Raw genomic sequence first — 14,045 nt, forward strand, 5'->3', positions numbered from 1 at the left:
CACCGGCACGGACGCACGAAATCGCAGCTCACCTGCCGCGACCACTCGTCACCGGCTGGCGCGAGGTGGCAGGCCGGAGACCGGCGAGTCGGACGTAGAGCTCGCGTTTGGCGGTGGCATCGCCACGCCGGTCGATGACGTACCCGGTCAGCCAGATCCAGCCGTCGTAGGCGTGCCGGTCGCTGACCGAAACGACCCGCAGGGTCAGCGCCCGACCACCGGCGAACTGCACGGAGGCGTGGCCGTCGATCCGAAGCAAATCGCCTGGAGTCGGGCGCGTGGTCACCAGGGGCCCTGGTTCGGTGGTTGACAGTGCCGGGCGTGCATCGACTGCCAGTCGCGCAGGGCCCGCTTGAGCCGCTCGTTCTCCTGGGCGGCCGTTCGGACCTGCCGGTGCAGGTCGGCCAGCTCGTCGGCGACCGTGGCCTGGAACTCGCGCACCTGGTCGGGGTCGACCCCACGGCGACATGGGGCGAACGTGCGGGTGCGTACCTCGTGCGGGGTCAACCGGGCCGGGTGGCCGGTCCCGTAGGGCCGGCCACCTCGATACACCTGGGCCACGTGGGTCCTCTTCGGTAGTCGGAAGCGTGACGGTGCGGTGCCGCTGGAAGGGCGGGCCGTGCGTGGCCGGCGTCCGCACGGCCCGCCCGCTCGGCCGCCGCAGCCCATTCGGCGGTACGACGGCAGAGCAGCTCTGTGGGTCGGGACGGGCACGCGCACCCGCCCCGACCAGGGGGATGAGCCGAACTCGTTGCCACGCGAGGACCGGCTCCCAACCAACATAACTAGATATGTCAGACGAGTCAACGTCGCTTGTTAGGCGCGTCGCGGTGTGATCGAATCGGATTGCCACGCGAGGAGTGCCATGCGAGAAGTGCCGGACTACTGGCGCATCGCCGACGATGTGATCGCCGACGTCAAGTCCAAGAAGTTGAAGCCGGGGGACAGGCTGCCCTCGATCGCCGAGCTGCGCGCGACCTACGACGTCAGTCACGGGACCGTGCAGATGGCTTACGCCCGACTCGAAGCCCTGCGGGTGATTCGGCGGCAGCAGGGTAAGGGTGTCTTCGTGACCGATCCGAAGACCTGGATGCGGGAGCCCTGACATCGGCGTCTGCCGAAACCCGTCCGTTCGGGGGTAGCGGGTAGATCAATCCCAAGGCACGCTGACCGGTGTGAAGGCATTTGTCGGGGTGACGGACGAGAAGTGGTACCAGTTCCTGGCTATGCGTCCCGGCCTGACCGAGATTAACTTCTGGCGGCCTTCCGGTGGCGCCTTCCGTGCTCTCACGCCAGGTGAACCCTTTTACTTCAAGGCGCACTACCCACTCAACCGGATCGTCGGAGGTGGCTTCTTCAGCGGTTTCACCCAGCTGAGGATCTCCGAGGCGTGGGAGTTCTTCGGTGAGGCCAACGGTGTCGCCAGCCTGGACGAGATGCGCCGCAGCGTCGGGCGTTATCGCAAGCAGCCGATCGGACTCGACGAGGATCCGGTCATCGGCTGCATCTTCGTGCGTGACAGCGTCTTCTTCCCCGACGACTCGACTGTCGACCCACCGCCCGGTTTCGCATCCAACGTGGTGCAGGGCAAGACGTACGACCTCGCTGATCCTGCTGCGGCGGGCTACTTCGAACTCCTGCTGCATCGCCTGTTGGGTGTTGCCGTGGAAGTGGACCTGAGCGGGCCTTGGCATCGCCCTGGGCCGGTTTACGGTGACCCGCGGCTCGTACCGCAACGCCTCGGCCAACAGTCGTTCAAGGCCGTGGTGCTGGGTGCCTACGGGCGGCGTTGCGCCATCACCGGCAACAAGGTTCGGCCCGTGTTGCAGGCGGCACACATCCGGCCGCTGCCTCAGGGTGGAGAACATCGGATCGACAACGGACTGCTGCTCAAGTCAGATGTGCACATCCTCTTCGACCGGGGATATCTAGGTGTGGACCCGAAGTTCCGGTTGATGGTCAGCCCTCGGTTGCGTAGTGAGTTCGGCAACGGCGACCAGTTCTACGCCAAGGCTGGGGCGCCCATTGCCCTCCCTGAGCGGCGGGCTGATCGGCCCAACGCCGAGTACCTCGAATGGCATCTGGACACCGTCTTCAAGGCTGCCTGATCACGGCTCATACGGCCCGGCAGGACGAACGCCGTGCCCGCCGCGTGGTCTGCCGCTCTGGCTGTAGTCAGGATCGGATCGGCTTCGGCTCTTCGTGGACGTCCTCGTGGATGCGGGTGGCGAGGTCGAGAGCGGCGCGGATCGGGTCGTCGGCCCAGCGGCTGGCGAACGCGTCGTACAGTCGCCAGCCGGCCCGGGTCAGGGTGCGTTGCCGTTCCACGTGCGCGGCCACGCTGTCCGGATGCACCGCGCAGCACAATCCGACCGGGCCGTCGTCGCCGACGCACAGGTCGACCCGCCAGCGGCCGACGGGGTAGTCGGGCCGCACGGCCAGCCCGATCCGGGTCAGCTCGACGGCGAGGGCCCGGGTCCAGGTGTCCGGCTCGGCGGCTCGCGCGCCGGTGGTGTCCGGCGGTCCGGCACAGGTCGGGTCCGGAGGTGCGGCGTCGGTGGCCTCCAGCGGTTGTCCGGCGTACCGGAGGTAGTCGCCGACGATGCCCTCCGGCGACCGGAGCGACGTGACCACCGTGAGCTGTTTTCTGGCCCGGGTGACCAGGACGTTGAACAGGTTCGGTTCGGCGACGAACCGGTGCCGGGCCGGCGGGTCGTCGTCGACCAGCCCGAGCGTGGCGATCACCACGTCCGCCTCGCTGCCCTGGAACGCGTGCACCGTCCCGGTGCGCAGGCCCAACCGTTCGATCTCGTCGACGTCGTACGCCGCCAGCAGCGCCGTCTCCACCGCGTCGGCCTGGGCGCGGAACGGGCTGATCACCGCGATGCCGCCCTGCGGGGGTCGGGCCGCGAGGGTGGCGACCAGGTCGAGCACGGTCGCCACCTCGGCCTGGTTGACGCCGTCGACCACGGCGGCGTCGGCGACGGTCAGCACGTCGATGGCGTCGGCCCGTTCGTTGCCGGGATGCCGGGTGACCAGTTCCAACCGGTCGTCGTAGAACCGGCGGGCGGAGAAGCCGATCAGGTGCGGCGCGCAGCGGTGGTGCTCACCGAGCCAGGTCACGGGTGCGGCGCCGGCCGCCACGTCGAAGGCGCTCGCCCGGCGTACGTCGAGCCGGTCGGTGTAGTGGTCCAGGCCGTGCCGGTGCAACGTCGCGGTCACGTCGGCGTCCGCGACGAACGACACGAACCGCAGCTGCCGTGGATCGCCGGCCACCAGTGCCCGGCGGGCCCGGGCCAGCACCGGAGCGGCCCGCAGCTGGTCGATGTGTGCCGCCTCGTCGAGCACCACCAGATCGAACATGCCGGCCGCCGGTGGCAGCAGGTCCTCGACGTCGGCCACCGTGCCCACCCACAGGGGCAGCGCCCGGACCAGCGCCTCGGCGTCCAGCGTGGCGAGCAGTTCCCGGCGCCGGTTGCGTCCGGCCCGCAGGGCGGTGCCCAGGCCGCTGGCGGCGCGCCGGGCGTCCCCGGTCCACCGCCGCGCGCTGGCGGTCTGGTTCCGCAGCGCCGTGCCGACCGCCTGGGCGAGCGCGACGTCCGCCTCGACCAACGCCCGCCAGGCGGTGGTCAGGTCCGTGCCGCCGTTGGCGGACAGTCGGGCGGCGGCACGTACCGCGTGTGCGGCGTCCACCGCCGCCCGTAGCTGGGACACGGGTACGGCCGGGCCGGCGCCGGTGAGCCGGTGCAGTCGATGGGCGGCGCGGGACCTGCGCCACCGGGACCACCAGCGCTCGCCGGGCCGGCTCGCGGCCTGCAGGGCGGCGCGGATCGCGTCGAGGTCGGTGTCGGGCTGGAACACCGCCGGGGCGTCGTGGCTCAGGGCGGGCAGCAGCGGTTGCCAGTCGGGCAGGGTGGCGGCGAGGCGTTCCTGTTCCAGTGCGGCGGCGATGCCGGCCCGGACCCCGTCGACCCGGTCGCGGGCGGCCGACACGGCATCGGTGTCGTGGCGTAGTTGTGCGTCGTCCACGCCGACGGCGACGCCTCCGGCGAGTTCGGTGGCGATGCTTCCGCGTCGTTCCGCGTCACCGAAGAGCACCGGCGGTGGGCCGGGATGCCGGCGCAGCAGTTCCCCCAGTACCTCGGCGGCGTGGGTCGACTGGGTGGCCACCAGTACCGATCCGCCGTGCGCCACGGTGTCCAGTGCGGCGGCGACCAGGGCGTGGCTCTTGCCGTTGCCCGGCGCACCGGAGACCACCACCACCGGTGCCGTCCTGGTGCGCCGGATCACGTCCCGCTGCGCGGCGTTCAGCGGCAGCGGCGACAGCACCTCATCCCCGTCACCGTGGTCGTCGGCGGTCGGCTCCGCGTCGCCGTCGGTGCCGAGGTAGAGCCGGCTCAGGGCGGTGTCCGCCAGCCCGGGCCGGCCGGCCCAGCTCAACAGGGTGTCCCGGAGGCGACCGGCGAACACGTCGCGGGTCACGAAGAGCGCCGCCGCGGCGACCCCGGTGGCGTCGCCGTCGACGCCACGTGGCGCTCGCGCCCGCACGGTGGTCACCTTCACGCCGGCGGCCTCGGCCGCCGCGGTGATCCAGGCGGTGGTGCCGGGGGCCGTCAGCCAGCCCGGTCCGGCCAGTCCCGGTGCGGCCTCCAGCCGGGCAGCGAGTTCCCGGTCCTCGATCAGCGGGGTCAGTTCGAGGTCACCGGCCGGCACGACCCGGTAGTCGCGCCGGCCGCGGTGCAGGCGTACCGGCTGGGCCAGCAGGGGGAGTCGGATTCGTCGCCGGGTGCCGTCCAGGTCGGCGGTGCCGACCAGGAAGGCCAGCCCGAGACGGAGGATCCGTTCGTCGCGGTGCAGGGCGTCCAGCGCGGCGAGCCGGTCCAGTCGTGCGCCGCGTGGGCCCCGGTGCGGTTCCGGCAGCCAGACCAGCGGTCGGCCGGTTCCGGCCACGTCGAGGATCCGCTCGGCACCGGCCGGGGCCAGGTCGGCGAGCGCGGTGAGGATGGTCGCCGCGTGCATCGCCCGCAGATTCTGCCGTACGCGATCACGGCCGCTTCCCGTCGGTGGACGCGGCCGTGCCCCGGCGCCCGTGGCGTGGCACATCCGGCCGGAGACCGCCGTGTACCAGGTCTCGACCCGGGGTGGCGGGCGGCGTCGGGCTGCTGGTCGGGCCGTGCGCCGGGCCGTGCGCCGGGCCGTGCGCCGGGCCGGGCGCCGGGCCGGGCGCCGGGCCGGGCGCCGGGCCGGGCGCCGGGCCGGGCGGTGCACCTGGCCGAGCGGTGCACCTGGCCGGAGGTGATGGTGTGCCCCCTTTGCTCTGCTTCAACTGACGCAACGGATTGGCCCCGCAATCGATGCGCGGGTTGAAGCAGAGCAAAGGGGGCGGAGAGAAACAGTGGTGGGAGCCGTCGGGTGTCGACGGCTCCCACCGGGTCAGTGCGGGTGGGCTAGCTGGCGTACGTCTCGAACTCGGCGACCCGTGGGGTGCCGGTCGAGCTGGTGATGTCGAAGGTGATCTTGCGCAGGGACGTCGACCCGAAGCTGATGACGCCCGCGCCGGTGCCGGTGGCGAGGACCGCGCCGGTGTCGTGGTTGAGGACCCGCCAGTTGCGGATGGTGCCGACGGAGCCGGACGCCTCCCGGATGTTGATCCTCGACACGGTGGTGGCCGAACCCCACTTGATCGAGATCTGGCCGGTGGTGCCGCTCGGTGACCAGGCGGTGTTCATGTCGCCGTCGCGCACGTCGCCGTAGCTGGTGCCGCTGGCCTTGCTGGAGCCGTCGGAGCCGGCGCCGATGCTGAGGTTGGTACCGCTGGGCTGGCTCGGCGTCGGCGTCGGGTTGCTGGTCGGCGGTGCGGTGGTGGTGGTCGGTCCGGGCGTCGGGCTGGTCGGCCCGGCGGTCGGGCTCTGCGGCGTGCAGTTGCCGTTGGAGGTACGGATGCCCTTGTTCGCGCCGGCGGTCTGGCTGACGATGCTCGGCACGCAGCTGGCCGCGTCGAGGCGGTACGAGTACGGGATGCTGACGCTGGTGTTGGAGGTCGGGTTCGGGCCGGCCGGGTTGGTGTCGCCACTACGCGAGGACCAGGTCACGTTGTCGAAGATGTTGCCGCTTACCTGCCAGTAGCCCGCGGCGTCGGTGTAGAAGGTGCCCAGCACGTCCTTGGAGTTCTGGAAGTAGTTGTTGTCCACCTTGGCGCGTGCCCCGGCCCGGGAGTTGATGCCGGACTCGTTGAGGCGTACGTAGTGGTTGTTGTAGATGTGGGCGATGCCGCCGCGCAGCAGCGGGGTACGGGAGTCGATGTTCTCGTACAGGTTGTGGTGGAAGGTGACGTAACCGTTGGACGTGTCGCTCTCGCTGGACCCGATCAGGCCACCCCGGCCGGAGTTGCGCAGGATGCTGTAGGACAGCGTCACGTACTGGGTGTTGTTCTTCATGTCGAACAGGCCGTCGAAGCCCTCCGACTCGCCGCCGGAGGCCTCCAGGGTGACGTGGTCGACCCAGACGTTGCGGACGTCGGCCTCCATCCCGATGGCGTCGCCGCCATTGGAGGTCGGCGAGCCGGACTTCTTGACGTTCCGGACGGTCACGTTCTGGATGATGATGTTGCTGGCCTCGCGGATGTGGATGCCGATCTGGTCGAAGACGGCCCCGTTGCCGACACCGAGGATCGTGACGTTGCTGATCTGCTTGAGTTCGATCACGTCGGCGGCGGTGTTGCAGCTCGAACCGGACACCTTCGTGGTGTTGCCGTGGTTGATGGTCCCCTCGACCTGAATGGTGATCGGGGTGCTGCTGCTGGCCCGGTTGCACAGGGCCGCGTGGATCTGGGTGCCGCTGGTGGCGCGTACGGTCTGCCCGCCCGCGCCGCCGGTGGTGCCACCGTTGCCGGTCGCGAAGCCGGTGGCGCTGCCGACCGCGGCCGACGCCTGCGGCGTCGTCAGCGTCACGCAGACCGCGGCTCCCACGGCGGTGGTGGCCAGCCCCGCGAGGAGCCGGAGTGCGACTTGTCGTCTCATCCTCGTCTCACCTTCCTGGTTGGTGGTGGTGGTGTGGGATCTACAGCGGTAGGCGGTCGGCGCCGGCGAGTGGACGGACCAGCAGCGGCACCAGCGGTGCCGGCAGCACCGGGCCGTGCCGCAGCGTCGGTGTCCAGCCGGCGTCGGCGCTCAGGTCGGGGTCGTGTCCGGCGTTGTACGCGGCCACCAGGTCCACCGGGCGGGACGGCGCACCGGCCGAGCTGACCCAGTTGCCCCGGGTGGTGATCGCCGTGCCGCCCCAGTCGTGGAGCAGGTCGGCGGCGCTGACGTCGGCACCGAGGGCGAAGTGGTTGCTCTCGACGTGCACGGCGGACTGGACGCCGACGCCGATGGCGTACTGGAAGCCGTCGCCGCCGAGCCGGTAGGCGTTGTTGTAGACGTCCACCTGACCGAAGCGGACGCGGGGCAGCCGTTGCAGCCCGCCGTCGAAGAAGTTGTGGTGCAGGGTCACGTTGAGCCGGCCGACGTCCGGGCCGACCGTGTTGGACGAGCCGATCAGCATCAGCTTGTCGCGACCGGAGAACCGGTTCCAGGAGACGGTCGCCAGGCTTGCGGTGTGCGTGATGTCCAGCGCGCCGTCGTGCACCTGGTAGGGGCGTCCGAAGTGGACGGGCTGGGCGCTGTCCGGGTTGTCGCCGTCGGTGAAGGTGTTGTGGTCGATCCAGACGTTCTCGCTGCGGCGCACCGAGACCAGGTCGTACTGCGAGTTCCAGTTACCGGCCTCGCCGTCGGTGGGTGACCAGGCGGGGAAGCAGTCCCGGGCGTCGTCGAAGGTGATGTTGCGGACGATCACGTTCGTCGCCCGGTCGATCATCAGGGTCAGGCCGGTCAGCCGCGCGCCCCGCAACCCGATGATGGTGGTGTTCGGGCCGACGTTGATCTGGGTCTGGCGGGTCTGGTTGGTCACCGACCGTACCCGCGCCTCCTCCAGCGGCCCGCTCGGTGCCACCCGGCCCCACACCGCCGGGTCGTACGCGGCCAGGTACTCCTCCAGCGAGTACCCGGGATCGGCCAGGTCGGCGCAGTCGAGCAGTCGACCGTCGGCGGATTCGAAACCGTCGACCTCGCCCCTGACGTACACGATCTTGGCGGTGGCGTTCGTCGCGTTCGTGGCGTTGTCGCCACCGAGCGCCGCGACCAGCTCGGCGCGGCTGCTCACCACGTGGATCTGCTCGGCCGCGGCGGCGGAGCCCCCGGTGGTGCCCGGCCCGGCGGCGGCCCAGCCGTCGCCGGCCGGGAGAGCCTGCCGGCCGAGCTGTCGGGCCAACGGGGACAGTGGAGCCCGAGCGTCCCCCTCGCGGTGGCTGCCGGCGGGCGCATCGGTGTCGTGCGACGGTCGCGCCACGGCAGCGGTGGGGAGGGCGGTCAGGGCGATAATCGTCGATGCCGCGGCGGCGGCAAGTCTGCGCATCGGCTCGTTTCCGTTTCCTTCGTCGTTGTTTCTTATTAGTGACGAAGGTTACGGTCGCGTTTTTACGAGGGTCAATATTAATGATGTGCAGATTTGTTGCAGGTAATACTGTCGGGTGGCATCGGCCCGACGTGACGTGGTCGGGAAACTGCTGTTCATCGCGTTGTCTCGGATCCTGTGTGGACCGATGATTTGCAGTTTGTTGCGGCGGTGCCTCCTATTCTTGCCCGACGGGTCGGGTTCGCCACGGCGTTATCGCCCATGGCACGCCGAGTTCCGACGGCAGCCGGCCCTCGTCGGCCACCCGACGTAGCACCTCGTTTACGCCACGCACCCGCAACACCCGCTCTGCGCCGGCACCGACGGCCTCCACCAGGTCGCCGTCGAGCAGCGCCGGCTCGGGCGCCGCCCGCAGGGCGGTCAGGACGGCGGTGAACGGGGCGGTCCGGGCCAGCGGCGCGATCAGCGGTACCTGTGGATCGGCCCGGTGAGCCAGCAGGTTCTCCAGCAGCCCGCGCCGGCCCGGCACCGTACCGGCGGTGGCCTCGCCGGGCAGCAGCAGCCGGTCGGTCGGGTACTCCAGCACCGCCCGCCCAACGGCTCCGGTGACGATCACCTCACCGGCGACGAACTCCTCGCCGGCCAGGGTCACCGCGGCCACGATCGGCGGACCGTGCCGGGTCCGGATCCGCAGCGCGGCGGTGTCGTCCACCTCGATCGGCCGTACCCGGTACCGCTCCACCTCGATGCTCACCGGCTCCACCGGTCCGCCACCGAGCGCCTCGGCGACCGCCAGGCACTGCATCACCGCGTGGGCGAGGGGATTGGCCAGCGCGCCGTCGAGCACCGGTCGCCCGTCCAGCAGCCGGCGCCCGGCCCAGGGCGCGCGGGCGTAGTAGGCGTCCGGGCGTTGCCAGGCCGCCACCGTGGCGATGCCGTTCACCGCGCCCACCCGGCCGGCCGACACCGCGTCCGTCAACGCGCTCAGGGCGGCCGAACCGAGCGCCTGGAAACCGACCTGTACCGCCCGGCCGGTGGTGGCCAGCGCCCCGGACAGTTCCTCGTGCTCGGTGGTGGACAGCAGCGGCGGTTTCTCCAGCAGCACGTCCGCCCCGGCGGTCACCGCGTCCCGGGCGATCCGCAGGTGGGTGTGCGGCGGGGTGCAGATGACCACCACGTCCGGCGTGACGTCGGCGAGCATCGCCCGGTGGTCGGTGAAGACCGGCACGCCGGTCGGCACCGGCGCCGCCGGTTCGCACTCGATCGGCCGGGTGTCGACCAGGGCGACCAGCCGGACCCGCCCGGCCTCGTGCAGCGGCCCGATCACCCGACGGTGCCAGCGTCCGTGCCCGTTCGCCCCCACCAGCGCCACCCGGGGACTCATCACACCGCACCGGCCAGGGTGGCGCGTACCCCGTGCTGGTGCAGGTCGGTGAGCCAGTCGACCACGTCGGCGCGGACCTGCGCGTCGGCGGCCACCTCGGGCGGTACGACCTCGTCGAGGCCGAGCATGGCGTCCACCGCACCCGCCGGGGTCCGCGGCGCGGCGGCCAGGACCGCGCGGATCCGCTCCGCCAGCGGGTCGTCCAGGGGGAGCGACCGGCCGTCGTCGGCGCTGCCCTGGGCGAACCGGATCCAGGCGGCGACGACCAGCGCCGCCCACCGGGCCGGTCGTCCGGCCGCCCGCAGGTCGGCGACGGTGTGCAGGATGCGCTGCGGCAGTTTCTGCGACCCGTCCATCGCCACCTGGAGGGTGCGGTGCCGGATCGCCGGGTTGCCGAAGCGCTCCAGCACCTGCTCGCCGTAGTCGACCACGGCCACCCCGTCGGGCGGGGCGAAACTGGCGGCCACGTCCTCGGCGATCAGCCGGCGCAGCACGGTGACCAGGTGCGGCAGCGCGAGGGCGTCGGCGATCGTCTCGCAACCGGCCAGCGCGCCGAGGTACGCGGTCGCCGAGTGCACGCCGTTGAGGGCGCGCAGCTTCAGCCGCTCCCACGGGCCCGCGTCCGCGCAGAGCACCGCCCCGGCGCGGTCCCACGCCGGCCGACCGCCGGGGAAGTCGTCCTCGATGACCCACTGGGTGTACGGCTCGGCCGCCACCGCCGCGAGATCCTCGACGCCGAGCGCCCGACGGGCCGCGGCGAGGGTCTCCGGGGTGCTGGCCGGGACGATGCGGTCCACCATGGTGCCCGGGAAACCGACCTGCCCCTCGACCCAGTCCAGCACCTGTTGCGACGTGCCGGCGTACGCCAGGGACTGGGTCACCAGGCTCCGCAGCCGGCGGCCGTTGGCGGGCAGGTTGTCGCAGCTGACCAGGGCGATCGGCCCGGCGTCGGCGGCGGCGCGGGCCAGCAGGCCACGCACCAGCAGCCCCGGCACGGTGACCGGCGGTCGGTCGGTGGTCAGATCGGCGACCAGGTCGGTGTCGGGACGCAGCGTGCCGGCGGCCGGATCGAGCTGGTACGCCTTCTCGGTCACGGTCAGCGTGACCACCCGGATCGCCGGGTCGGCCAGCAGGGCCACCACCGCCAGCGGGTCGGCGGCGGCCAGCCGCACCCCGGCCAGTGAGCCGACCACGCGGGTGCGCTGGTCGGCCGCAGAGAGCGTGCTGACGCTGAACAGGTTGTCCTGGGCGGCCAGGGTCGCCACGATCGCCGCGTTGCGGGGGGCCACGCCGACGATGCCCCAGTCGCCGCCGGCCAGGCCGATCGCCTGCTCGGTGTAGACCGCCTGGTGGGCGCGGTGGAAGGCGCCGAGCCCGAGGTGCACCACGCCGGCCGGCACGGTGCCCGGGCGGACCAGCGGGCGGGCCTCGGCGGGCAACCGGCGCACCGCGCCCAACCCGAGCCGGGACGCGCCCACGGTCACCGCCATGCCGGGCCGTCCGGGAAGCGGAAGGCGGCGATCGACTCGGGGCGCATGGTGGCGCTGTAACCGGGCGCGGTCGGCAGCAGGTAACGCCCGTCGCGGGTGCGTACCGGGTCGACGAAGTGCTCGTGCAGGTGGTCGACGTACTCCACCATCCGTCCCTCCAGACTGGTGCCCACCCGCAGGTAGTCGAAGATCGCCAGGTGCTGCACGTACTCGCAGAGGCCGACACCGCCGGCGTGCGGGCAGATCGGTACCCCGAACTTCGCCGCCATCAGCATCTCGGCGAGCACCTCGTTGACTCCGCCGACCCGGCAGGCGTCGATCTGCATCACGCCGATCGCCTCGGCCTGCAACAGCTGCTTGAAGATGACCTTGTTGGCGGCCACCTCGCCGGTGGCGACCCGGCACCGTCCGCCGGTCAGCTCGTCCATCGCGCGGGCGATCCGGGCGTGGCCGAGGATGTCGTCGGCGTGCGTCGGCTCCTCGATCCAGTACGGGTCGACCTCGGCCAGCGCCGTCATGTTGGTGATCGCCTCGTCGACGTCCCAGACCTGGTTGGCGTCCATCATCAGCAGCGCGTCCGGGCCGATCTCCGACCGGATGATCCGGGCCCGCCGCAGGTCGTCGGCGGGCGGGCCGCCGACCTTCATCTTCATCGCCCGCCACCCCTGCGCGTACGCGGCCCGGGTCAGCGCCCGGACCTTGTCGTCGGGATAGCCGAGCCAGCCCACCGAGGTGGTGTACGAGGGGAAACCGTCCCGTTCCAGCAGCGCCAGCCGGTCGGCCAGCCCGTCGCGTCCCTTGTCCAGGATCGCGGCGGCCTCGTCGGCGGTGAGCGCGTCGGTGATGTGCGTGAAGTCGACGTTGGCCACCAGCTCGTCGGTGGGCAGCTCGGCCAGGTAGCGCCACATGGGCTTGCCGGCCAGCTTGGCCCGCAGGTCCCACACCGCGTTGACCAGCGCGCCGGTGGCCATGTGGATGACCCCCTTCTCCGGGCCGAGCCAGCGCAGCTGCACGTCGGCCACGAGCGAGCGCCAGAAGGCCACCGGCTCGGCGGTGATCTCCGCCATGCCGCGTCCCCGCACGTGGTGGGCCAGGGCCTCGACGGCGGCGCAGGTGATCTCGTTGCCGCGGCCGTTGGTGAAGGTGAACCCGGCGCCGGTCGGGCCGCCGTCGGTGCTCAACTCCACATAGGTGGCCGAGTAGTCGCCGCGGTTGATCGCGTCGGAGCCGTCGCCGCTGGCGGCGGTGGGGAACCGCACGTCGTGCACGGTGACGTCGGTGATGCTGGTCATGAACCTTCTCCGAACTTGAAGACCCGCTTGGGCAGCCGGTACGCCAGGTCGACGATGGTCTCGGCGGCCTCGTCCATGGGCAGCCGGTGCTCGGCGACCAGCCGGGCCAGGAAGCCGGCGTCGACGCGGCGCGCCACGTCGTGGCGGACCGGGATGGAACAGAACGCCCGGGTGTCGTCGACGAACCCGGCCGTGTTGTAGAAGCCGGCGGTCTCGGTCACCGACTCCCGGAAGCGCCGCAGCACCTCGGGGGAGTCCAGGAACCACCAGGGAGCGCCGAGCAGCAGGGCGGCGTACCCACCGGCCAGCGGTGCCAGCTCCCGGGTGAAGGTGTCCTCGTCGAGGGTGTAGAGCACCACCCGCAGCCGGGGATCGTTGCCGTACGCGTCCAGCAGCGGAGCGAGCGCGTGCACGTACTCGGTGACCTGCGGGATGTCGCCACCCACGTCGCGGCCGTGCCGGGCGTGCAGCCACCGGTTGTGGTTGCGCACCGCGCCCGGGTGCAGCTGCATGACCAGGCCGTCGTCGAGCGACATCCGGGCGAACTCCAGCAGCATGTGCGCCCGGAACGCCTCCGCGTCGCCCGGCTCCGCCGCGCCCCGCCGCGCCCGGTCGAACAGCGTCGCCGCGTCGGCACCGAGATCGAGGGTGCGGGCGGTCGGGTGGCCGTGGTCGGAGGAGGTGGCACCGGCGGCGATGAAGGCGGCCCGCCGCGCCCGCAGCGCGGCCAGATAGCCGGCGTACGTTCCGGTGTCCTCTCCGGCGATCTCACCGAGCCGGTCGACGTTGTCCGACCAGCCCTCGAAGTCCAGGTCCACCACGTTGTCCGGGCGGAAGGTGGTGACCACCCGCCCGCCCGGTCCGCCCCAGCCGTCGGCGGCGAGCTTGGCGTGCCGACCCAGGTCGTCCAGGGGCGACTCGGTGGTGGCGAGCACCTCGATGTTGAACCGCTCGAACAGTGCCCGGGGCCGGAAGCCGGGCTCGGCGAGCCGGGCCGCGAGGGCGTCGTACACCTCGTCGGCGGTGCCCGGGGTGAGCCGGGTGTCGACCCCGAACACCTCGGTGAAGGTCTGCTCCAACCACAGTCGCGACGGGGTGCCCCGGAACAGGTGCCAGTGGTCGGCGAAGCGCCGCCAGATGCGTCGCCCGTCGGTCTCCACCGGGCTGCCGTCGCGACTGGGCACGCCCAGCTCGCCGGGGGAGACGCCCTGACTGAGCAGCATCCGGGTGACGTAGTGGTCGGGCACGATGAGCAGCTGCGACGGGTCGGGGAACGGCTGGTCCTCGGCCAGCAACGCCGGATCGACGTGCCCGTGCGGGGAGATGATGGGCAACTGCGCCACCAGCGCGTACAGCTCCCGGGCCAGCGCGCGTTGGCCCGGCTCGGCGGGGAGGAGCAGGTCGGGTCTGGTCGAGGTGGGCACGGGG

General features: G+C 71.9%; 11 protein-coding genes. 2 read left to right on the top strand and 9 right to left on the bottom strand.

Going from position 1 to position 14,045, the window contains the following annotated elements; translation table 11 throughout:
* Positions 1-28: 28 nt before the first annotated feature.
* Positions 29-286, bottom strand: a complete 258-nt coding sequence (locus O7605_RS22415) for a hypothetical protein (protein ID WP_269740978.1) — start codon at positions 284-286, stop codon at positions 29-31.
* Positions 283-561 carry a DivIVA domain-containing protein gene (locus O7605_RS22420; RefSeq protein ID WP_269740979.1) on the bottom strand — a complete coding sequence of 93 codons (279 nt, stop codon included), beginning with the start codon at positions 559-561 and terminating at the stop codon, positions 283-285. The genes O7605_RS22415 and O7605_RS22420 overlap by 4 nt, the downstream gene beginning before the upstream one ends.
* Positions 562-865: 304 nt before the next feature.
* Here O7605_RS22420 and O7605_RS22425 point away from each other — a divergent pair, with 304 nt between their 5' ends.
* Both O7605_RS22425 and O7605_RS22430 read left to right on the top strand, forming a co-directional pair.
* Complete coding sequence (locus O7605_RS22425) at positions 866-1,105, top strand: winged helix-turn-helix domain-containing protein (protein WP_269740980.1); 240 nt, start codon at positions 866-868, stop codon at positions 1,103-1,105.
* A 70-nt stretch (positions 1,106-1,175) separates the two neighbouring features.
* Positions 1,176-2,108 carry an HNH endonuclease gene (locus O7605_RS22430; protein WP_269740981.1) on the top strand — a complete coding sequence of 311 codons (933 nt, stop codon included), beginning with the start codon at positions 1,176-1,178 and terminating at the stop codon, positions 2,106-2,108.
* 67 nt (positions 2,109-2,175) lie between these two features.
* Here O7605_RS22430 and O7605_RS22435 read toward each other — a convergent pair whose 3' ends face one another.
* The 7 genes from O7605_RS22435 to uxaC all read right to left on the bottom strand — a co-directional run bounded on the left by O7605_RS22435 (position 2,176) and on the right by uxaC (position 14,041).
* A complete protein-coding gene (locus O7605_RS22435; protein WP_269740982.1) occupies positions 2,176-5,019 on the bottom strand; it encodes an AAA domain-containing protein in 2,844 nt (947 codons plus the stop codon).
* 428 nt (positions 5,020-5,447) lie between these two features.
* The gene (locus O7605_RS22440; RefSeq protein WP_269740983.1) at positions 5,448-7,019 is read right to left on the bottom strand and encodes a pectate lyase family protein; all 1,572 of its coding nucleotides are present in this window, start codon (positions 7,017-7,019) and stop codon (positions 5,448-5,450) included.
* A gap of 40 nt (positions 7,020-7,059) precedes the next feature.
* Positions 7,060-8,451, bottom strand: a complete 1,392-nt coding sequence (locus O7605_RS22445; protein ID WP_269740984.1) for a pectate lyase family protein — start codon at positions 8,449-8,451, stop codon at positions 7,060-7,062.
* 217 nt (positions 8,452-8,668) lie between these two features.
* Entirely contained in the window at positions 8,669-9,835 is a 1,167-nt protein-coding gene (locus tag O7605_RS22450) for a Gfo/Idh/MocA family protein (protein WP_269740985.1), read from the bottom strand.
* Positions 9,835-11,325, bottom strand: coding sequence for a mannitol dehydrogenase family protein (locus tag O7605_RS22455; RefSeq protein WP_269740986.1), 1,491 nt, complete (start codon positions 11,323-11,325; stop codon positions 9,835-9,837). The genes O7605_RS22450 and O7605_RS22455 overlap by 1 nt, the downstream gene beginning before the upstream one ends.
* Positions 11,316-12,617, bottom strand: a complete 1,302-nt coding sequence (locus tag O7605_RS22460) for an enolase C-terminal domain-like protein (RefSeq protein WP_269740987.1) — start codon at positions 12,615-12,617, stop codon at positions 11,316-11,318. Before O7605_RS22460 ends, O7605_RS22455 begins: the two co-directional genes overlap by 10 nt.
* A complete protein-coding gene (gene uxaC / locus O7605_RS22465; RefSeq protein ID WP_269740988.1) occupies positions 12,614-14,041 on the bottom strand; it encodes a glucuronate isomerase in 1,428 nt (475 codons plus the stop codon). Before uxaC ends, O7605_RS22460 begins: the two co-directional genes overlap by 4 nt.
* Between the last annotated feature and the right edge of the window lie 4 nt (positions 14,042-14,045).

This window comes from Verrucosispora sp. WMMA2121 (assembly GCF_027460185.1).
Taxonomy (GTDB): domain Bacteria; phylum Actinomycetota; class Actinomycetes; order Mycobacteriales; family Micromonosporaceae; genus Micromonospora; species Micromonospora palythoicola.